Annotated in this window: 14 protein-coding genes; 8 read left to right on the top strand and 6 right to left on the bottom strand. The window is 72.7% G+C overall.

Translation table 11 applies throughout. From position 1 onward, the window contains the following. Positions 1–13 precede the first annotated feature (13 nt). A complete protein-coding gene (locus ACIBKX_RS38575; protein WP_363275444.1) occupies positions 14–1,315 on the bottom strand; it encodes an MFS transporter in 1,302 nt (433 codons plus the stop codon). A 173-nt stretch (positions 1,316–1,488) separates the two neighbouring features. On the opposite strand from ACIBKX_RS38575, the gene ACIBKX_RS38570 reads away from it, so the two are divergent. The 4 genes from ACIBKX_RS38570 (at position 1,489) to ACIBKX_RS38555 (ending at position 9,520) form a co-directional block, all read left to right on the top strand. Then, positions 1,489–2,193, top strand: a complete 705-nt coding sequence (locus ACIBKX_RS38570) for a GntR family transcriptional regulator (protein WP_363275443.1) — start codon at positions 1,489–1,491, stop codon at positions 2,191–2,193. 92 nt (positions 2,194–2,285) lie between these two features. Further along, entirely contained in the window at positions 2,286–3,812 is a 1,527-nt protein-coding gene (locus tag ACIBKX_RS38565; protein WP_363275442.1) for a hypothetical protein, read from the top strand. A gap of 136 nt (positions 3,813–3,948) precedes the next feature. Then, on the top strand, positions 3,949–4,791 hold the full coding sequence (locus ACIBKX_RS38560; protein ID WP_363275527.1) for a hypothetical protein: 843 nt from the start codon (positions 3,949–3,951) through the stop codon (positions 4,789–4,791). Positions 4,792–4,867: 76 nt separating this feature from the next. Continuing rightward, positions 4,868–9,520 carry a hypothetical protein gene (locus ACIBKX_RS38555; protein WP_363275441.1) on the top strand — a complete coding sequence of 1,551 codons (4,653 nt, stop codon included), beginning with the start codon at positions 4,868–4,870 and terminating at the stop codon, positions 9,518–9,520. Positions 9,521–9,549: 29 nt separating this feature from the next. Here ACIBKX_RS38555 and ACIBKX_RS38550 read toward each other — a convergent pair whose 3' ends face one another. The 4 genes from ACIBKX_RS38550 to ACIBKX_RS38535 all read right to left on the bottom strand — a co-directional run bounded on the left by ACIBKX_RS38550 (position 9,550) and on the right by ACIBKX_RS38535 (position 15,477). Beyond that, positions 9,550–10,674: an aromatic ring-hydroxylating dioxygenase subunit alpha gene (locus tag ACIBKX_RS38550; protein WP_363275439.1), complete on the bottom strand. Its 1,125-nt coding sequence runs from the start codon at positions 10,672–10,674 to the stop codon at positions 9,550–9,552. A 37-nt stretch (positions 10,675–10,711) separates the two neighbouring features. Beyond that, positions 10,712–13,261 carry an FAD-dependent oxidoreductase gene (locus ACIBKX_RS38545; RefSeq protein WP_363275438.1) on the bottom strand — a complete coding sequence of 850 codons (2,550 nt, stop codon included), beginning with the start codon at positions 13,259–13,261 and terminating at the stop codon, positions 10,712–10,714. Further along, positions 13,258–14,343 (bottom strand): S-(hydroxymethyl)mycothiol dehydrogenase, encoded by a 1,086-nt coding sequence (locus tag ACIBKX_RS38540; protein WP_363275437.1) that lies wholly within the window; start codon positions 14,341–14,343, stop codon positions 13,258–13,260. Before ACIBKX_RS38540 ends, ACIBKX_RS38545 begins: the two co-directional genes overlap by 4 nt. 291 nt (positions 14,344–14,634) lie before the next feature. Beyond that, positions 14,635–15,477, bottom strand: a complete 843-nt coding sequence (locus tag ACIBKX_RS38535; RefSeq protein WP_363275436.1) for an IclR family transcriptional regulator — start codon at positions 15,475–15,477, stop codon at positions 14,635–14,637. A gap of 190 nt (positions 15,478–15,667) precedes the next feature. Between ACIBKX_RS38535 and ACIBKX_RS38530 the strand changes: the two genes are divergently transcribed. Beyond that, positions 15,668–15,988 (top strand): bifunctional 3-phenylpropionate/cinnamic acid dioxygenase ferredoxin subunit, encoded by a 321-nt coding sequence (locus ACIBKX_RS38530; protein ID WP_363275434.1) that lies wholly within the window; start codon positions 15,668–15,670, stop codon positions 15,986–15,988. Continuing rightward, complete coding sequence (locus ACIBKX_RS38525; protein ID WP_363275433.1) at positions 15,985–17,151, top strand: FAD-dependent oxidoreductase; 1,167 nt, start codon at positions 15,985–15,987, stop codon at positions 17,149–17,151. Before ACIBKX_RS38530 ends, ACIBKX_RS38525 begins: the two co-directional genes overlap by 4 nt. Before the next feature lie 66 nt (positions 17,152–17,217). Here the strand turns inward: ACIBKX_RS38525 and ACIBKX_RS38520 are convergent, their stop codons facing one another. Beyond that, entirely contained in the window at positions 17,218–17,685 is a 468-nt protein-coding gene (locus ACIBKX_RS38520; protein WP_363275432.1) for a hypothetical protein, read from the bottom strand. A 420-nt stretch (positions 17,686–18,105) separates the two neighbouring features. On the opposite strand from ACIBKX_RS38520, the gene ACIBKX_RS38515 reads away from it, so the two are divergent. Together ACIBKX_RS38515 and ACIBKX_RS38510 are read left to right on the top strand one after the other, a co-directional pair. Then, a complete protein-coding gene (locus ACIBKX_RS38515) occupies positions 18,106–21,093 on the top strand; it encodes a nitrate- and nitrite sensing domain-containing protein (protein ID WP_363275431.1) in 2,988 nt (995 codons plus the stop codon). Beyond that, positions 21,090–21,530, top strand: a complete 441-nt coding sequence (locus ACIBKX_RS38510; protein ID WP_363275430.1) for a roadblock/LC7 domain-containing protein — start codon at positions 21,090–21,092, stop codon at positions 21,528–21,530. The genes ACIBKX_RS38515 and ACIBKX_RS38510 overlap by 4 nt, the downstream gene beginning before the upstream one ends. The last annotated feature ends 2 nt before the right edge of the window (positions 21,531–21,532 follow it).

The raw sequence follows: 21,532 nt of genomic DNA, 5'->3' as shown, positions 1-21,532 counted from the left end.
GCGGCGGCCCCGGTCACAGCAGCTCCCTTCCGCGCGTCTCCGGGAGCCCGAGAAGGGCGAGGACGGCGATTCCGTAGCCGACCGCCCCGAAGACGAGAGCGCCGCCGACGCCCCAGCTGTCGGCCAGGAAGCCGACCATGGTGGGGAAGACGGCGCCGACGGCGCGTCCGGTGTTGTACGTGAAGCCCTGCCCCGTGCCGCGCACGGCGGCGGGATAGAGCTCGCTGAGGAACGAACCGAATCCGCTGAAGATCGCCGACATACAGAAGCCGAGCGGGAAACCGAGCACAAGGAGAAGGCCGTTGGCGCCGTCCGGGATGTTCGTGTACGCCAGGATGCTCGCCGCGGACAGGAACGCGAAGAGCGTGATGTTCCGTTTCCGGCCCAGTACGTCGGTGAGATAACCGCCCGCCAGATAGCCGATGAAGGCTCCGGAGATGAGGAAGGTGAGGTAGCCGCCCGTGCCGACGACGGTCAGGCCGCGCTCGGTCTTCAGGTACGTGGGCACCCAGGTGGCGAGCGTGTAGTAGCCGCCCTGCACACCGGTCGAGAGCAGCACCGCGAAGAGCGTGACGCGCAGCAGGCCCGGCTTGAAGATCGCGGTGAACGACCCCTTGTCGGCGCTCTTGCGCCGTTCCTCGGCCGCTTCGGGGGCGTCGTGGACATTGCGGCGTACGTAGACGACGAGCAGCGCGGGCAGTGCGCCGGTCCAGAACATCACGCGCCATGCGATGTCCTCGTCGAGGAACTGGAACACCAGGGTGTAGACGATCGCCGCGAGGGCCCAGCCGACCGCCCAGGAGCTCTGGATCGCGCCGAGCGTGCGGCCGCGGTTCTTGGCGGTGGCGTACTCGGCGACCAGGATCGCGCCGACCGCCCACTCACCGCCGAAACCGAGCCCCTGGAGGGCGCGGAAGACCAGCAGGGTCTCGTAGTTGGGCGCGAAGCCGCAGGCCACGGTGAAGACCGCGTACGTGACGACCGTGATCATCAGGGCCTTGACCCGGCCGATCCGGTCGGCGACGACTCCCGCGACGGCGCCGCCGATCGCGGAGACGACCAGCGTGACCGTGGTGAACAGGCCGGTCTGGCCGCTGTCCAGGCCGAAGTACGCGGCCAGCGCGACCATGCTCAGCGGCAGCGTGAAGTAGTCGTAGGAGTCGAGGGCGTAGCCCCCGAAGGCGCCGGCGAAGGCGCGGCGGCCGCGCGGACCGAGGTCGCGCAGCCAGCCGAGGGGGCCGCCGCTTTCGGGGAGTTCGGCGGCGGCCGGGCTCGGGTCGGTCGTCACGGCCTGAGGTGGAGGGGGCGTGCTCATGGGCACCTCGCAGAGGGGGACGGAGGGTGCGGAATGGGCAGTGCGTGCGGGGACGGTGCCGCGTCCGCCCGTGCGGGGGCGGGACGGCGCTGCGTCCGCCAAGGTAGAGGATTGTTGAACGATCCCTCAATACCCACGTTGTTTCGTTCTTGTATCTGCGATTGAATCCGGGCATGGCTGAGGGAATGGCTGGCGCGAGCGGACTGGCCGACGATCGAGTGCTCCTGGGGCGTACGAGCACGGCGGAGCGGGTCTCGGACATCCTGCGGAGCCGTATCGCCGAGGGGTATTTCCCGCCCGGCGTGCGGCTGTCGGAGGACAGCATCGGCGGCGCGCTCGGCGTCTCGCGGAACACGCTGCGCGAGGCCTTCCGTCTCCTCACGCACGAGCGGCTGCTCGTCCATCAGCTCAACCGCGGGGTATTTGTCCGAGTTCTCACGATTGAGGACGTGGAGGACATCTACCGGACCCGGCGCCTCGTGGAATGCGCGGTCGTCCGCGGCCTCGGCGACCCGCCCTTCGCGCTCGACGGCCTCGCGGGCGCTGTCGAGGACGGCACGAAGGCCGCCCGCGCGCGGGAGTGGAAGGGCGTCTCCACCGCCAACATCGTCTTCCACCGCGAACTGGTCGCACTCGCCGGGAGCGCCCGCACCGACGAGATCATGCGCAGCGTCTTCGCCGAACTGCGCCTGGCCTTCCACGTGGTGGCCGATCCGCGGCGCCTGCACGAGCCCTACCTCGCCCGCAACCGGCAGATCCTCGACACCCTGCGGGCCGGCGACGCCGCCGAGGCGGAGCGGCTGCTCGCGGACTACCTCGACGACTCCCGCAGCGGCCTCGTCGAGGTGTACGGGCAGCTGGTGACGGCCGAGGGCTGAACCCGGTCGCCGCCGCCGGACGCCGGGCCCCCGACCCGGTCGCATCTGCGCCGTTTCGACCGTTGTCAGACCGAGGATCTAGTCTGTGCACCGTGACTTCGCCTGCCGTAACGGACACCGCTCCGCCCCAGCTCAGCGCGGGGCCGAGGCCCGCTCTGGGCCCGGCCGCCGACGAGGGCCTGGCGCGGCGGCTCCGCGCGCTCGCCTGCACGGCCCCGCTGCACGACCTGGACACCCGCAAGGCCAACCTCGCGGGCGAGTACACGGTCTACGCGATGGCGGAGGTGGCCCTCTCCGCCATCGACCTCGTCACGCTCAACATGGACTTCGACACCGGCGCCGACCATGAGCAGATAGTGGCCAGGCTGCTCCCGCGCGTCGCCGCGCAGGCCCCGCGCCGCCCCGTCGCCGAGCACGAGCGGGTGGCCCGCTGGGTCCTGGAGAACCTGATCAACGTCGGCAGCGTCGACCGCGGCTTCCGCGCCGTGTACGGCACCTTCGCGCCCGACGGCACCTATGTCCGCAGGGACTACGACTTCAAGCTCATCGAAGAGGTGCCCGGCTACGGCGGAGGGGTCTACCTCCGCACGACCGACGAGGCGGTCAACGTCCTGGTGGGCGCCCTCGACACGGACGTCACCAGCGCCCAGATCGCCGCCGAGGTGAAGCTGGAGGTCCTGATCAGCCGGGGCAGGCTCGCCGACGCCCAGCTCGCCGCCGAGCAGGCGCGTTACCGGACGGTGCAGTACTCGGAAACGCTCCGCAAGGCCCTCGACGCGACCCGGCGCAACGTGCGCGCGGTGGACTGGCTGCAGGCCGTCCCCGACATGATCGCGGAGGCCCTCGACCACGTGGCCGACCGCTACCGCCACGAGAACGCGATCCTGACCAACATCCGCAAGGCCCGCGACGAGACCGAGGACCCCGAGCACAAGCGCCGTGCCGCCGAGCTGGTCGACATCGTCAAGGACTGCATCCGCCGCCACACCCAGCTCCAGTCCCGCCTCCTGGAGGCAGGACCGCTGTTCCGCGCCGAACAGGACCGCCAGGCCTTCGCCGCGCCCACCTCGCGCACCGGCCTCGACCTGTACGGCCAGCTCGTCGCGCCGCTCCTGCCGCTCCCGGTCGAGCGGGCGAGCCGCGTGACGGACGCCTTCTTCGCCCGCGGCACAGGGCTGCGCACGCCCGTCTCCGTCCGCGTCGGCGACCTGGTCGACATACTGCTCACGCCGCCGCAGGAGCGCGAGCACCTGGGCGTGGAGATGCCCGAGCCCGACCTCATCGCGACGCCCGACGACAGCCGGTTCAGCGAGGAGCAGCTCTCGAGCGCCATGGAGCTGCTCGACCTGCCCTCCGACGCCCCCCGCCGCCTCTCCGGACTGCTCGCCGAAGCCCGCGCGCGCGACGCCGAACTGCCCTATCTGGTCGCCCTCCTCGCCGTCCACGCGGCCAGCCCGCCGGTCGGCACCGCCTACCGCCAGGGCGAGGAGAAACTCCTGTTCGCGGTGGACGACGGCACGGAACTCGACGACCTGGAGTTCGGCGGCGCCGACCTCATCGTGGGCACGGCCCTGCTCGACGCCGTCGGCATGGCCGCCGACCGGACGGAGGCCGCGTGAGCAGCCCCGACGCCTCTGTGAGCACCCCCGCCACCTTCGAGACTTTTCCGTACGACCGCCGCAAGGAGCACAAGCCGTGACCGACCACCCCGCAGAGCACGCCGCGTGGGGCGAGCCGGGCCCCCCGACGGCACCTGTGGCGCCCGCCGCGACAGCGGCCGTCACCCCGGCCGACGCCGCCGACGCCGCGCGTCTCGTCGCCTTCGGCCTCCAGCCCAAGCTCCAGCCCGCCCGCGACCAGGAGTACGCCGAACTGCTGCGCCGGTACCGCGAGGACCCGCCCTTCGCGCGGCTCGCCGACGCCGTCGCCGCCGGGCTCGGCCTCGTCGTCCTGGAGGTGTCCCCGCGCGCGGGGATGGCCGTGACGGCCGCCGAGGACTCGGTGTTCGCCGTCCGTATGGGCGACTACGCACGCCGCGCGTCCACCGACTCCACCGACCGGTTCCTGCACGGCCTCGCCCATCTCGCCGTCGCCGCCATGGCGTTCCCGCGCCCCGAGGACCTCGCCGACGACGGCTACATCGGCCGCGTCACGGTCAACGGAGTCGACGCCTTCGTACGCCAGGCCTGCCACCGCCTGGAGGAGCGCGCCGAGGAGCAGGGCGAGAACACCGACCCGGCGACCGACGCCCCGAGCCTCGAGGCCGCCTGGCGGATCTGGGCGAGGCGCAGCTCCACCGGCGCCACCAAGGACGCCCGCAGGCTCGCCGGATCGACCACCGGCATCATCGGCAAGGCCGTCGCCTTCCTCACCGACTCCGGGTTCCTGCAGCGCACCGGCGACGACTCGGGCGGGACGTACCGCACGACGGCGCGCTATCAGCTCCAGGTCCGCGACATGGCGGGCGGCGCGGCCATGGCCGAACTCCTGGAGCTGGGCATCGTGCCCGTCACCGACGGGTCGGCGACCCTGCTGCCCCCCGACGACACCGACGACCTGGAACTGGCCGCCGACGCGGGCCTGCCCTTCCATTCCTGACGTCCCGACGGCACCGCCGCCTTCGCCCCTTCAACGTCCCGCCGTTCCCCCCGACTTACGACGAGAGTCCGCCGCCATGTACGAGCTGTCCCGGGTCCGCCTCTACTCCATCGGCCCCGCCGGTGCGCGCTACGCCGACACCGTGCTTGACCTGCGTGGCGTCGGCGCGGAGGTGCCCGACCCCGCGCCCGCCCAGGCGGAGTTCTTCGAGGAGGAGCCGGTCGGCCCGCCGCGCCGCCCCGCGCCCGCGGGCGTGCTCTTCCTGGAGAACGGCGGCGGCAAGTCCGTCCTGCTCAAGCTGATCTTCTCGGTGATGCTGCCGGGCCACCGCAACACGCTCGGCGGCGCAAGCTCCGGAGTGCTCCGCAAGTTCCTCCTCGCCGACGACTGCGGGCATGTCGCCCTGGAGTGGCAGCACACGCTGACCGGCGAGTGCGTCGTCGTCGGCAAGGTCAGCGAGTGGCGCGGCCGGCAGGTCTCCAACGACCCGCGGAAGTTCGCCGAGGCCTGGTACTCCTTCCGGCCCGGACCCGGCATGAGCCTGGACTCGCTGCCCGTCGCCGAGTCCACCGCCGTGCGGCCGCCCGTGGAGGGCGCGTCGGGCGCCCAGGGGCGGCGCCGCACCATGAAGGGCTTCCGCGACGCGATGACCGAGGCGGTCAAGGCGTACCCCCACCTCGAAGTGCACTGGGAGGAGATCCATGACCGCTGGAACGAACACCTCGGCGACCTGGGCCTCGACCCCGAACTCTTCCGCTACCAGCGGGAGATGAACGCCGACGAGGGCGAGGCCGCCGGCCTCTTCGCGGTCAAGAAGGACTCCGACTTCACCGACCTACTCCTTCGCGCCGTCACGGACACCCGCGACACGGACGGCCTCGCCGACCTGGTCCACGGCTTCGGCAACAAGCTCGGCCGCCGCTCCGAACTCATCGCCGAGCGGGACTTCACCGCGGGCTCCGTCGATCTGCTCGGGCGGATCGTCGACGCCGCCGACACCCGGGCACGCGCGCGTGACGTGCACGCGGGCGCCGAGCGGCGCACCCGGACGCTGGCCCGCCGCCTCTCCGCGCGGTCCGTTCAAGAGCGGGGCCGCGCCGCCGAACTCGCCGAGCGGGTCACCGCCGCCGCGCACACCGTCACCACTGCCGAGCAGGCCCGCGGCAGGTCCGCGCTGATCGCCGCCGAACTCGCCTTCCGGCACGCCTCGCTGGCGCTGACCGTCGCCGAGAAGGCCGCCGCCGCCCAGCGCCGCGAGCTGGCCGACGCGCGCCAGTTGCACTCCGCGTGGCAGGCCGCCGAGGCCGTGCTGCGCCACCGCGCGGCCGCCGACCGCTCCGCGCGCGTGGCCGCCGCGATCCTGGAGGCCGAGCGGGACGCCGCGCCCGCGCTCGCCGCCCGCGCCAAGGCCGCCGCCGATCTCGTCCGGGTGCTGCACACCTCGGCCGAGAGCGCCGAGACCCTCGCCAACGAGGAGGAGGAGCGCTCAGCCGCCCTCCAGGAGACCGGCGAGGCCGCCCACCGCGACGCCACCGCCGCCGCCACGGAGGCCCAGCGCGCCCGCAGCGAGGCCGGGCATCTGCGCCAGCGCCTGACGGAGGTCGAGCAGGAGACCGCCGAGGCCGTCCGCGCGGGCTGGCTCGACGACACCGCGCCGGACGCCGATCCGGCCCGCGCGGCACTCGCGGCGAGCGACGCCGAGAAGACCGCGGTCGCCGCCTGGGAGACCACCCGCGAGACCGCGCTGCGCTCCACCGAGCACGCCAAGGAGGCGTCCGCGGCCGAGTCCCGCGCCGAACTCACCGCGGCCCGCGCCTCGGACGCGGGGGACGCCGCCGAGCACGCGTACGACGCCGAGCGCAAGGCCGCCGAGTCGATCGCCGCGGACGAACGCCTCGCCGAGCTGCTCGGGCTGCCGGGCACGGGCACTCCGGGCGCGGTGCCGCAGCCCCGGCAGGGCGGCGGCACGGACACCGACGAAGCCGCCGGCGACGCCACCCCTCAGCCGGAAGGCCCCCTCTCCGTAGCCGAGCTGGACCGCAGCGCCGACGATCTGCGCACCCTCCTGGAGGACGGCGTCAGCTCCGCCGAGCGGCAGCTGTTCGAGCTGCGCACGGCCGCCGCCGACGACTCCCGCATCCTGGGTGCCCTCGGCGACGGCGGACTGCTCCCGCCGGGCCCGGACGTCCTCGCCACCGTCGAGTTCCTCGGCGAGCACGGCATCCCAGCGCTCCCGGGCTGGCGCTATCTCGCCCAGGCCGTCGATCCCGCCGACCACGCGCGCGTGCTCGCCGCCCGCCCGGAGCTGGTCGACGGCGTCGTCATCACCGACCCGGACACGCACGCCCGCGCCCGCGAGGCCCTCGACGGCGCCGCGCTGCTGCCCCGCTCCGCGGTCGCCGTCGGCACCGCCGCCGCCCTCCTCGCGCCCACCCCGGCCGACGAAGCGGGCGACGCAGGGGTCTTCCTCGTACCGCCGAACCCCGCCATGCACGACGAGCACGCCGCCGACGAGGAGCGGCAGACGCTGCGCGCGCGGGCGGCGCGGCGCGACGAGGAGATCAGGACCCTCGCCGTCCGCCTCGCCAAGGACCGTGAGCTGGCCGCGCGGCTCGCCTCCTGGCGCACCGGATGCCCGGCGGGCCGCCTCGACGAACTCGCCACCGCCGCCCGCAACGCACGCGCCTTCGCCGAGGAGGCCGAGGCGGAGCTCGCCGAGGCCCGGACCATCCGCGCCGAGGCCGACGAGGCGGCCGCCGAAGCGGCACGCGTGCGTGACGAGCGGCAGGAGGCCGCCCAGCGGGCCCGCCGCGCCGCCGACGCCCTCGCCGGGCTCGCCTTCCGGCTCCGGGAGCGCGCCGGCTGGCAGGCCAAGCTGCGCGAACTGGCCGACGACGCCATCGAGTCGGAGTCCCGCGCCCAGACCTGCCTGGACCGCGCCCGCGCCGCCGACGAGGACCGCCGCGCCGCCCAGCGCGCCGCCGACGACGCCCGCCGCACCGCGCGCGCCCTGCGTGCCGAGCGCGCCGAGATCGCGGGTGCCCCCGAGGACGTACCGGCGGACCCGGACGCCCCGAAGGCCTCGCTGCCCGCCCTGCGCGAGGCCTACCGCGCCGCCTCCCAGCTCTACGAGAAGGTCGGTGTCGGCGCCGACCTGCGCGCCGAGCAGGCCCGCGCCGAGAGCGACGAAAGCGGCGCCCTGGCCGAGCTGGACCGGCTCAGCAACAAGGTCCGCACCCGTGCCGCGCTGCTCCTCGAAGGCACCGACGGCTCCGACGGCCCCTCCCGGCAGGCCGCCGCCGCCCGCGCGGAGGCCCAGGTCCAGCTCATCGAGACCCGCGCCTCCACCGCGAGCGAGCAACTCGGCCGGCTCCGCGGCGAGGCCGAGCGGCTCGCCCCGGAGGACGGCGACGCGCACACCGAGCTCCCCGAAGACCTCGTCCCCGCCGACGCCGAGCAGGCCCAGGCCCTGCTGCGCACCGCCACCGGCGAACTGGCCGACCACACCGAGGCGCTGAGCCAGGCCAAGGACGCGCACGCTGCCCTGCTGCACAGGCACCGCGCCACCGAGGACGCCGCCGGCGGCTTCGACGAGACGGCGGCGCTCCTGCGGGACCTGCTGCGCGAGCACCAGGACCCCGAGGGTGAAGGCGCGGAGGGGCCCGAGCCCTACCCCGGCTCCCTCGAAGAGGCCCGCCAGTCCGCCGCCGAGGCCCGCCGCTCCCTGCGCGGCTGCGCCGCCGACCTCTCCGCCGCCGAGGCCGCCGTCCGCGAGGCCGGCGACATCCTCGTACGGCATGCGAACTCCACCCGCTACGAGCAGGTGCGCACCCCGGCCCGCCAGCAGATCCGCGAACTGCCCGCCTCCGCACTGCCGGAGCACGCCAAGAAGTGGGCCGACGCGTTCGCGCCCCGGCTGCGCGTCCTCACCGACGAGCTGGAGCAGCTGGAGCGCAACCGCGACAGCATCGTCGACCGGCTGCGCGGCCTCGTCGAGTCCTCGCTCGCCACGCTCCGGTCCGCGCAGCGCCTCTCGCAGCTGCCCGAGGGCCTGGGGGAGTGGTCGGGCCAGGAGTTCCTGCGGGTCCGCTTCGAGGAGCCCGACCCGGCGACACTGACCGAGCGGCTCGGCGAGGTCATCGACGAGGCCACGCGCGCGGCGGTCAAGAAGAACTCGGACCTGCGGCGGGACGGAATGTCCTTGCTGCTGCGCGGAGTCCAGGCCGCCCTGGAGCCGCGCGGCATCGCCGTGGAGATCCTCAAGCCGGACGCCGTGCTGCGCGCCGAGCGGGTGCCCGTCGGGCAGATGGGCGACGTGTTCTCCGGCGGCCAGCTGCTCACTGCCGCCATCGCCCTGTACTGCACGATGGCTGCCCTCCGCAGCAACGACCGGGGCCGCGACAAGCACCGGCACGCGGGCACACTGTTCCTCGACAACCCGATCGGCCGCGCCAACGCCACGTACCTCCTGGAGCTTCAGCGGGCCGTGTCGGACGCGCTCGGCGTCCAACTGCTCTACACCACAGGTCTGTTCGACACGACCGCGCTCGCCGAGTTCCCGCTGGTGATCCGCCTGCGGAACGACGCGGACCTGCGTGCCGGCCTGAAGTACATCAGCGTCGAGGAGCACCTGCGGCCGGGCCTGCCGCAGCAGGACCCGGCCGGCGAGACGGTGCACGGCGAGATCACCGCGACACGGATGTACAAGCGCCCGGCGACGACTCCGTAGCGAACCGGCTTACTCCGTAGTGAGCCGGCTCACTCCGTAGTGAGCCGTTTCGCCAGCCACTCGTGGAACTCCCCGATGTGGTGCTCCGTCGGGACCAGCACTCCGCCCCCGCGATAGGCGCGTGACGCCATCGCGGGCTGGGTGCGTTCGCAGGCCGCGAAGTCCTGTTCGTTCACCCGGTGGAAGAGCTCCACGGACTTGCCGAGGTCGGCGCCGGACGCGACGACCTCGGGCGCGTACAGCCAGTCGCACTCGACGACCGTACGGTCCTCGGCCAGCGGGAACATCCGGTGCAGGATCACATGGTCGGGGACGAGATTGACGAAGACGGTCGGCTTGATCGTGATCGCGTAGTAGCGGCGGTCCTGCTCGTCGTCGACCGAGGGCAGCCGGCCGAAGCCCGCGCTGCCGTCGACGGTGAAGCCGCTGACCTCCTCGCCGAACGCGGCGCCGTGCCCCACGTAGTACTGGGCGGCGAACCCGTCGGCGAACTCCGGCAGGACCTCGGTCAGTTCGGGGTGGATGGTCGCGCAGTGATAGCACTCCATGAAGTTCTCGACGATCAGCTTCCAGTTGGCGCGTACGTCGTACGTGACGCGCTTGCCGAGGCTGAGCCTCTCGGTGCCGTAGCGCTCGATGGACGCCGCGTCGCCGAGCCGCTCCACCGCCGCGCCGACGACGGTCTCCTCGAAGGACGGCGGTTCGTCGGCCAGGCACACCCACGCGTAGCCGAGCCACTCCCGCAGCGCGACCTTGACCAGGCCGTACGCGGTCCGGTCGACATCCGGCATCTTCACCAGGTTGGGCGCGGCGATCAGCTTCCCGTCGAGGTCGTACGTCCATGCGTGGTACGGGCATTGGAGGTTGCGGCGCACCTGCCCCGACTCCTCGGTGCAGAGCCGGGCGCCGCGGTGGCGGCAGATGTTCAGGAAGGCGCGCAGCTCACCGGAGCGCGACCGGGTGACCAGGACGCTCTCGCGGCCGATCTGGACGGTGCGGAAGGCGCCGGGCCGGTCCAGGTCGGCGGCGCGCACCGCGCAGAACCAGAGGGACTCGAAGACGCGCTCCTGCTCCTGCCGGAAGATCTCCGGATCGGTGTAGAAGTGGCCCGGCAGCGTCGGGACGAGGCTGTCGGAGATGGGGGTCGTCGTCACGGTGACGTACTCCTCGAACGGGCGCGGCGAACGGCGGTCAGCGGCGGATGCGCGTCATCTTCGGGTCGAACAGCGGCTCGTCGGCGACCGTCGCGGGCACCTTCTCGCCGAAGTACTCGATGTGGGTTCCGGTGCCGGCCTCCAGGGGCGGCAGCCAGGCGTACGCCACGCAACGGCCCAGCGTGTAGCCGTACGAGGCGCTGGTGACGTAACCGGCGGGCACCCCGGCCCCGTCGATGTACACCGGCTCCTTGCCGAGGACGACGGCGGCCGGGTCGTCGAGCAGCAGCGGGGTGAGTTTGATTTCCGGACGGACCTGTGCTGCCGGACTGGCCTGTGCTGCCGGACTGGCCTGCGCCGCCGGACTGGCCTGCGCAGCCAGACTAGCCTTCGCCTCCGGACTCACCTTCGACTCCAGCGCCGAACGCCCCACGAAATCGCCCTTGTTCATCCGGACCGCGAAGCCGACGCCCGCCTCGTACGGGTCGTGCTCGGTGGTCATGTCGTGGCCCCAGGCGCGGTAACCCTTCTCCAGGCGCAGGCTGTTGAACGCGGACCGGCCGGCGGCGATCACGCCGAGTTCCCGGCCCGCCTCCCACAGCGTGTCCCACAGCCGCAGTCCGGTGTCGGCGCCCGTGTACAGCTCCCAGCCCAGCTCACCGACGTACGACAGACGCATGGCCGTCACCGGGACATGCCCGATGAAGGTCTCCTTGGCCTTGAAATAGCCGAACCCCTCGTGCGAGAAGTCGTCACGGGTCAGGGGCTGGACGAGGTCGCGGGCGAGCGGCCCCCACACCCCGACGCAGCACGTCCCGGAGGTGATGTCCCGCAAGTGGACGCCGTCCGGGGCGTGCCGCAGCAGCCAGTCCAGGTCGGCCGGACTGTTGGCGCCGACCTGGAAACGGTCCGGCGCGAGCCGCGCCACGGTGAGGTCGGAACGGATGCCGCCCGCCTCGTCGAGGAGCAGCGTGTACGTCACCGAACCGGGCTTCTTCGCCAGGTTGTTGGAGGTCATGCGCTGCAGGAAGTCGAGGGAGCCGGGACCCGACACCTCCAGGCGGCGCAGCGGTGTCATGTCGTAGAGGGCGACCTTCTCGCGGGTGGCCCTGGCCTCGGCGGCCGCGATCGGCGACCAGTGGCGGGCCGACCAGGGATCGCGTGCGGGCACCTCGACGTCGGCGACGAGCGGGGCGTTCGCCTCGAACCAGTGCGGCCGTTCCCAGCCGCCGCCTTCCAGGAAGACGGCGCCCAGCTCCTGTTGCCGGGCGTAGAAGGGACTGACCCGCAGCGGCCGGGGCCGCTCCATGGGCTGCAGCGGGTGGATGACGTCGTACACCTCGACGAACTGCTGCGCGCCGCGGTCCGCGACGTACGCGGGGGAGCGCTGGGCGTCCTCGAAGCGGGTGAGATCGCAGTCGTGTACGTCGACGGAGGGCCGCCCGTCGACCATCCACTCCGCGACGGCCTTCGCGACACCGGCGGAGTGCGTCACCCACACCGCCTCGGCCAGCCAGAAGCCGCGCAGCGCACGGGACTCGCCGAGGACCGGCATCCCGTCGGGCGTGAAGGAGAAGACTCCGTTGAAGCCCTCCGCGACGCGAGTGTCGCCGAGGGCGGGGAGCAGCCACCGGCAGTCCTCCCAACTCGGCGCGAAATCCTCCTCCGTGAACGGGTACGAGGACGGCATCTCCTCGGCGTCGTCGTACGCGGGGACCGTGAACGCGTCGACGGGCAGCGGCCGATGGGCGTAGGAGCCGATGCCGATGCGGTCGGTGTGCTCCCGGAAGTACAGGTCGCGGTCCTGGAAGCGCAGGATCGGCTTCGACGCCTCCGTGCGCGGGTCGTTGACCCCGGCCAGCTCGGGCAGCGGCTCCGTCTTCGCGTACTGGTGGGCGAGCGGCAGCAGCGGTACGTCGATCCCGGCCATCCGCCCGATCACCGGCCCCCAGAAACCGGCCGCCGACACGACATGGTCGGCGGGAAAGGTCCCCCGGTCGGTGACGACCGCCGTGACTCGACCGCCCGTGGGGCCGTCCTCGCGCTCGATGCCGGTCACGGTGTGCCGGTCGAGAAAACGGGCGCCACGCGCGCGTGCCCGCTCGATCTGCGCACGGCAGGCGAGCACGGCGCGGGCCAGACCGTCGTCGGGGGTGTGCAGACCGCCGATGACCCGGCTCTCGTCGATGAGCGGCCACAGCTCCTTGCACCGCGCGGGGCCGACGAGTTCGGCGCGGATGCCCCAGGAGGCCGCGAAGCCGGCCTTGCGGTGCAGATCGGCCCAGCGCTCGGGGGTGGTGGCGAGTTCGAGGCCGCCGACCGGGTTGAAGCAGGGGAGCCCGTCCACTTCGAGTGAGCCGAATTTCTCGACCGTGTATGTCGCGAAGGCGGTCAGCGTCTTGGACGGCCCCGTCTGGAAGACCAGACCGGGGGCGTGCGAGGTGGAGCCGCCGGGGGCGGGCAGGGGGCCCTGTTCGAGGACGGTGACGTCGGTCCAGCCGCGGGCGGTCAGCTCGTCGGCCAGGGAGCAGCCGACGATGCCGGCGCCGATGACGACGACGCGGGGTCCTGTGACCTGCGTGCTCACAGGACCACCACCGAGCGCAGCACCTCGCCGCGCCGCATCCTGCCGAACGCCTCCTCGACCTGGTCGAGCGCGATGGTCTCGGAGACGAATCCGCCGAGGTCGAGCCTGCGGGTGAGGTACTGGTCGACGAGGATCGGGAAGTCGCGGCTCGGCAGACAGTCCCCGTACCAGGAGGACTTGAGGGCGCCGCCGCGCGAGAACAGGTCGATCAGCGGCAGTTCGACCGCCATCTCCGGGTCGGGCACGCCCACCTGGACGAGCACACCCGCGTGATCGCGCATGTAGAAGGCCTGTTTGTACGTCTCCGGGCGGCCCACCGCGTCGATAGCGACGTCGACCCCGAAGCCGCCGGTCAGCTCGCGCACCGCCGCGACCGGGTCCGTGCCGCGGGAGTTGACGGTGTGCGTGGCGCCGAAACGGGTCGCGCCGTCGAGCTTGGCCTCGTCGATGTCGACGGCGATGACCCGGCGGGCCCCGGCGAGCGACGCCCCGGCGATCGCGGCGTTGCCGACGCCGCCGCAGCCTATGACGGCCACGGTGTCGCCCCGGCCGACCCCGCCGGTGTTCACGGCGGCCCCGTATCCGGCCATCACCCCGCAGCCGATGAGCCCGGCGGCCTCGGGGCGCGCCGCCGGGTCCACCTTCACCGCCTGCCCGGCGGCGACCAGCGTCTTCTCGGCGAAGGCGCCGATGCCGAGGGCGGGGCTCAGAGGGGTGCCGTCCAGGAGGGTCATCGGCCTGGCGGCGTTGCGTGAGTCGAAGCAGTACCAGGGGCGGCCGCGCAGGCAGGAGCGGCACGATCCGCAGGGGGCGCGCCAGGCGATGACCACGTAGTCGCCGGGGCGCAGATCGGTGACGCCTTCGCCGGTCGACTCGACGGTGCCGGCCGCCTCATGGCCGAGCAGGAACGGGAACTCGTCGTTGATCGCGCCTTCCCGGTAGTGCAGGTCCGTGTGGCAGACCCCGCAGGCCTGCACGGAGACGACGACCTCTCCCGGTCCGGGATCTGGCACGACGATCGTCTGCACCTCGACGGGTGCGCCCTTCTTCACGGCGACGACGGCACGGACCTCGTGTGGCACGGCCAGACTCCTCTGCTGTTGCGCAGTACACGATGGGTTGCGCTATGAGAGACATAGTGGGAACGCCATCAAGAGGCCGTCAAGGGGTGGGAGTTAAGCCTTGGCAAATCGGCGGGGCGCGGTGAAACGCGGCCGACACACGGCTCCGGCGCATGGCTCGACGCGCGGCTCCGGCACACTGCTCCGGCACACTGCTCCGGCACACTGCTCCGGCACACGGCGAGGGCGGAGCCAGGGAATCCCCGGCTCCGCCCTAGTCGCGCATCTCTGCTCTTGTCCGGCGGCGGCCCGTCAGAAGCCGTAGCCCATCCGGCGCGACAGCTCCACCGCCGCGGCGACGGTGCGCTTGGCCAGCTCCGTGAGCCGCTCGTCGGTGAGCCGGTAGACCGGCCCCGACGCGCTCAGCGCCCCGATCACCTTGCCGTCGTGCGCGCGCACCGGGGCGGCGACGGCGGCGAGGCCGACCTCGAGCTCCTCCACGGCGACGGCGTAACCCTGCTCCACGACGGTCTCCAGCTCGCCGCGCAGCGCCACCGTCCCGGTCACCGTGTGCTCGGTAAGGCGGGGCAGCGTGCGGGCGATCACGCCCTCGCGCAGCGTCGTCGGCAGATGCGCGAGCAGGACCTTGCCGCTGGACGTGGCGTGCAGCGGGGTGCGTCTGCCCAGCCAGTTCTGGGCGGTCACGGACGCGGGCCCGCGCGCCTGCATGATGTTGACCGCCGCGTCGTCGTCGAGGATCGCGATGTTGACCGTCTCGCCCAGCTCGTCGGCGAGTTCGCGGCAGACCGGGCCGCCCTCCTGCGAGATGTCCAGACGCACTGCTGCCGCCCCCGCGAGGCGCAGTACGCCGGCTCCCAGGAAGTACTTGCCGCGGTCCTTGGCCTGGCCCACGAGGCCCCGGTTCTCCAGGACGCCGAGGAGCCGGAATGCGGTCGACTTGTGCACCCCCAGCTCGTCGGCGATCTCGGTGACCCCGGCCTCGCCGAGCCGGGCGAGTATCTCCAGGACGCTCACCGCGCGGTCCACGGACTGGACGGACCCGGCGGCCGCCCTCGGCTGCCTCTCGCGTGTCTCCTCGCCCTGATGCGTGCCCGGCTCCTCGTTCTGATCAGGCTGTTTCCGCGTGCGGGTCATATCTCAACTCTCACCACCTCGCGGCCTCTTGAAGCCGCATCTCCGGGAAGCCCTTGACGCGGTGGGCGTCCCGCCCGGATTCTGTTGCGCATAGCGCTCCCTCGTGCGCCATGTGAAACATCATGTTACCGAAGGGTCCTGAGCCGGAAAGGCTCGTGGACCGGGCCGAGAGAGATCAAGAGGGGGGCCCATGATTCCCGTCTGCCGCCTTGAAGACCTCCCCGCGGGCGAATCCGTCCGTATCGACACCACACCGCCCATCGCGGTGTTCAACGCCGAGGGCGAGATCTACGCCATCGACGACACCTGCAGCCACCAGGACGCCTCCCTCTCCGAGGGCTGGCTGGAGGGCTGTCTGGTCGAATGCCCGCTGCACGCCGCCTCATTCGATCTCCGCACGGGGCAGCCGACCTGTCTGCCCGCTCGCCGCGCCGTGCGCACCCACCGGGTGAGCGTCGACGACGGCACGATCCATGTCCACCTGGCAGCCGAGGAGGGCTCCGCCGCATGAGGACCATCACCGTGGTGGGCGCCTCGCTCGCCGGTCTGTACGCCGCGCGCGAGCTGCGCGCCCAGGGCTTCGACGGCCGGCTCGTGATCGTCGGCGACGAGCCGCATCAGCCGTACGACAGGCCTCCGCTGTCCAAGGACTTCCTGACCGGCACCTCCGAAGAGGCCCAACTCGCCCTGTCCGACGGCGAGGAGGCGACGGAGCTCGCCGCTGAATGGCTGCTCGGGACGCGCGCCCGCGGCCTCGACCCGCGCGGCCGCACCGTGCTCCTCGACGACGGCAGGACCATCGCGGGCGACGGCGTCATCATCGCGACCGGGGCAGCCGCGCGCCGCCTCCCGGGGCCCGCCCTGGAAGGCGTACACACCCTGCGGACCCTGGACGACGCCCGCGCCTTGCGCGCCGGACTGACCGGAGGAACGCGCCAGGTCGTCGTGATCGGCGGCGGGTTCATCGGCGCCGAGACCGCGTCCTCCTGCGTCGCCCTCGGCCACGACGTGACGGTCGTCGAGGCCGCACCACTGCCGCTGCTCCCGCAACTCGGCCCGGAGTTGGCCGCGGTGTGCGCCGGGCTGCACGCGCGCGGGGGCGCGGCCCTGCTGACCGGCACTGGCGTTTCGGCGCTGCGCGGCGACACAGCCGTCCGCGCCGTGGAGCTCACGGACGGCCGGCTGCTCCCCGCCGACGTGGTCGTCGTCGGCATCGGCGCCACCCCCAACACCGGCTGGCTCGCGGGCTCCACCCTCGCCGTGGGCGACGGAGTCCTGTGCGACGACGGCTGCGTCACCGTGCTGCCACAGGTCGTCGCCGTGGGAGACGTGGCCCGCGTGGGCGGCAGCCGCGCGGAGCACTGGACCAGCGCCGCCGAGCAACCACGCGTCGCCGTACGGAACTTGCTGGCCGCCGGCACCGTCGAGACCGCCCGCCCGCTGCCGTACTTCTGGTCCGACCAGTACGGTTCCCGCATCCAGTTCGCCGGCCGGCGGCGCGCCGACGACGCCGTACGCATCGTCGAGGGCTCGCCGGACGAGGGGAGCTTCCTCGCCGCGTACGAACGTGAGGGCCGGACCACGGCGGTGCTCGCCGTCGACCGGCCGCGCCCCTTCACACGGATGCGGCGCGCGCTGGCGGCGACCGCCCCTGCCGTACCCGCTGGAGTGTGACCCCGCAGGGGTGTGACGCCTGAGGGGTGTGCCCCCTCAGGAATGGGACCCTCAGGAATGGGACCCTCAGGAGTGGGACAGCTGACCGGCCCCGCCCCGGCTCCCTATGCGCTTCTTGCCGCGCTCGGCGGCGCGGGCCTGGCGGCGGGCCCGGCGGCGCTCGCGGCGCAGGCGGCGGGCGGTGCTGCTCGGCACCGACACCACTCCATGCCGCTGGTTCCACACCTGACGCGTCACCCACACGTCGAGGACCGCCCACGTCGCGACCACGGTGCTGGCCACACTGCTGAGCACCATCGGGAAGGACAGCCAGGATCCCGCCACCGCGCACAGGAACGCGATCATCGCCTGTATCAGCGTGAGCGACACGATGATGACGGACCGCACCGCGGCCGTGCGCACCGGATCGGGCAGCCGCCGCCTGCGCGCCGGCTCCTCGACCCAGAGCTCCCTGCGGCCCTCCAGGCGCTCCTGACGTCCCTGATCCCCGTCGTACCGCTGCTCGGACGCCCGTTGGCGCTCTGCCGTGCCCATCAACTCGTCACTCCCCCTGCTGCCCCGCACGCTGCCTTCGACTCAGTGGCTGCCCGGATTGCTCGGCTTTACGCCACATCGTTACGACATGCGGTCTTGGCGCTCGCTGTCCCCAACTCCCATGTTCAAGGACGAATGAACGGCCGGGAAGATTCCCGAACGGCACGGGCAAAGCGAAGAGTTCCGGCCAACTGGGCTGATCGGGGCCCGGGATCGCGCCCAGTGGCATCTGCCACACGCGGGATGCAATCTCCCGTAATGGAGGGACAACTGCGGACGTCCCTTTCGCGTCACGGCTGAAATCCGTCCGGACGTGCCTTCGAGTTGCTCCTGGGTCAGTAGTAGGCTCGCGCCGTTTGTTGACGCACATGTGTGCCCCTGGCCATAGCGCGGCCGCAGGGGGCCGATCTGGGGGAGGCCATGCGCTTTCGCGGGAAGTCCATCCGCCGGAAGATCGTGGCATTGCTGCTGGTGCCGCTCATTTCCCTGACCGCGATCTGGGGCTTCGCCACCTACCTCACGGGGCAGTCGGCCAAGAACCTGATCGACGTCTCGAACATCGTCGACGAGATCGGCTACCCGATCGACGACACCGCCCGCGTCCTTCAGCAGGAGCGCCGCCAGACCCTCGTGTATCTGGCCGACCCCCGCGCCTCCGACGCGCTCGCCGCGCTGCGCCGCAGCCGGGCCGCCACCGACGACATGGTCGCCAAGGTGAAGGACAGCGCCGACGACGCCGACGTCCGTGACGAGATCACCGGACCGTCGTCGGACCGGCTCGCCTCGATCCTCGACGCCTTCGACGGCATCGAGTCGCTGCGCCGCACGGTCGAAGAGGGCACCATCACCCGCGCGAGCGCGCTCAAGATGTACACGAAGCTGATCGACCCCTGCTACGGCTTCCTGATGACGCTCCAGGGCCTCGACGACGTGAAGCTGGACCTCCAGGGCCGCGCCCTCATCGGCGTGGCACGCGCGCGTGAACTGCTCTCCCGCGAGGACGCGTTGCTCGGCTCCGCGCTGGTGGCCCGCCGCATCACCAAGACGGAACTCCGCCAGGTCGCCGACCTGCGGGCCCAGCGCACCCTGCTCTACGAGGTCAGCCTCGGCCAGCTCCCCGAGGACGAGCGCGGAAACTACGAGCGCTACTGGAACGGCGCCGAGACGACCGAGCTGCGCAACGCCGAGAAGGCCGTCGTCGAGTCCGCTCCCGGCACCCCGCGCGTGGTCACCTCGGCGCGCTGGGACGCCGCCGCTGGCAAGGCGCTCAAGGACCTCGCCGAGCGCGACGACGCGGCGGCCGACCGGCTGCAGGACCGGGTCGAACCGGTGGCGGTCGGCGTGATCATCCGGGTCGCCGTGGCGGGCGTCTTCGGCCTGCTCGCGCTCCTGTTCTCCGTCTTCATGTCGATGCGCATCGGCCGCGGCCTCATCCGCGACCTGCGCCGGCTGCGGCTCGAGGCCCACGAGGCGTCCGGTGTCCGGCTGCCCGGCGTGCTGCGCCGCCTCGCCGCGGGCGAACAGGTCGACGTGGAGACCGAGGCGCCCCGTCTGACGTACGAGAAGGACGAGATCGGGCAGGTCGGGCAGGCGCTCAACACCCTGCAGCGCGCCGCCGTCGAGGCCACCGTCAAACAGGCCGACCTGCGCCGCGGCGTCTCCGAGGTGTTCGTCAACCTCGCCCGCCGCAGCCAGGTCCTGCTGCACAAGCAGCTCACCCTGCTCGACACGATGGAGCGCAGGACCGAGGACACGGACGAACTCGCCGACCTCTTCCGCCTCGACCACCTGACGACCCGCATGCGGCGGCACGCCGAGGGCCTGGTGATCCTCTCCGGAGCGGCCCCGTCCCGGCAGTGGCGCAAGCCCGTGCAGCTCATGGACGTCGTCCGCGCGGCCGTCGCCGAGGTCGAGGACTACGAACGCATCGAGGTGCGCCGCCTGCCGCGCATCGCCGTCACCGGCCCCGCGGTCGCCGACCTCACCCACCTGATGGCCGAACTCCTGGAGAACGCCACGGTGTTCTCACCCCCGCACACCGCGGTGCAGGTGCTCGGCGAGCACGTCGCCAACGGCTTCACCCTGGAGATCCACGACCGAGGCCTCGGCATGGCGCCGGACGCACTCCTGGACGCCAACCTCCGCCTCGCGGAGACCCCGGAGTTCGAACTCTCCGACACCGACCGGCTCGGCCTCTTCGTGGTGAGCCGACTCGCCCAGCGGCAGCGCGTGCGCGTCTCCCTGCAGCCCTCTCCGTACGGCGGGACCACCGCCGTGGTGTTCATCCCCGAGACGCTGCTCACGGACGACGTACCCGACACGAACGGCATCGGGTTCCGGCTCGACCGGCCGCAGGCCAAGGAGCCCGTGGGCCGCGACAAGGCGGGCGACAAGACGGCGGCCCTCGGCCAGGTGCCCGTGAAGCTGCCGGGCCTGCCCGCGTCCATCCTCGACGGCCCCGTCGAGCTGGAGGCACCCGTCGGCATGGCGGACCTCGACGGCTTCCCCGGCGCCCTGGAGGACGACGACAGCGAGCGCGGCGGCCTGTTCCGCCCGCGTCGCCGCGTCGCCGGAGTCCCCGGCGGCGAACAGCACCAGCAGGCCCGCGACGAACGCGAGACGGGCCAGCGCGAACCGGTGCGCCCCGACGACACCGCCCCGGACGACGACTCCGTGGACGACCGTCACCCCACCGACCCCGTGCCGCTTCCGCGCCGCAGGACCCCGAAGCTGGTCTCCTCGCACGGCCGCCCCGTGACGCAGACCAGGACCCGGAGCGCGGCACCGGACGACACGCCCCCGGAGCCCGCGGAAAGCGACACTCCGGAGACCCCGGTCGGCCGCCCCGCGGGTGGCATCGCCCCGCAGAACACTCCCGTCGGCCGCCCCCAGGGCGGCGCGGCGAGCGATCTGCGCTCCGCGCGGGACAGCGCCTCCGTCACCCCCGTAGACCCCGTGGACCAGCCACGCCGCCCCGAACCCCAGTCCGCCTGGCCCGACCTGTCCCCGCCGCACCGCGACGTCACCGCGGCGGCCGACGACCCGCAGCCGGAGCTCCCGAGGCGCAGCCGGCACACGGAGAGCCAGGCGCGCCCCGCGCCGGCGTCCGAAACACGTCCAGGGGCGTCGCCCGAAGCGGGACAGGCGCCCACCCAGACCTCCGGCGGACTGCCCCGGCGCGTCCGCCAGGCCAATCTCGCGCCTCAGCTGAAGGACGGACCCCAACAGCGCACGGAGCGCGACACGACGGCCGGGACCAGGCCGGAGGAGCGCGACGCCGACGAGGTACGCAGCAGGATGGCTTCGCTCCAGCGCGGCTGGCAGCGCGGTCGTGAAGAGAACGCCGCGGGCGAAGACGCCTCCGACGGCACAGCACCAGGAACGACATCTGAGGGGGACGGTCGATGACCGCACCGAAGGCCGACGCACGCATCGCCAACCCCGGGGGATCGGGAGAGCTGAACTGGCTCCTCGACGACCTGGTGCAGCGGGTCGCCAGCATCCGCAAGGCGCTCGTGCTCTCCGGCGACGGCCTGCCCACCGGCGTATCGCAGGACCTGACCAGGGAGGACAGCGAGCATCTCGCCGCGGTCGCCTCCGGGTTCCACAGCCTCGCCAAGGGCGTCGGACGCCACTTCGAGGCGGGCCGGGTCCGCCAGACCGTCGTCGAACTCGACGACGCCTTCCTCTTCGTCACGGCCGCGGGCGACGGCAGCTGCCTCGCCGTCCTCGCGGACGCCGACTCGGACGTCGGCCTGGTCGCGTACGAAATGACCTTGCTGGTCAAGAGGGTCGGTGTGCATCTGGGTACGGCGCCGCGCACCGACCTGCCCACGGGAGGGTAGCG

Source organism: Streptomyces sp. NPDC050658 (assembly GCF_044457025.1).
Classification (GTDB): Bacteria; Actinomycetota; Actinomycetes; order Streptomycetales; family Streptomycetaceae; genus Streptomyces.
The sequence above is the reverse complement of the archived record's forward strand: the minus strand, read 5'-3'. Positions and strand labels throughout refer to the sequence as shown.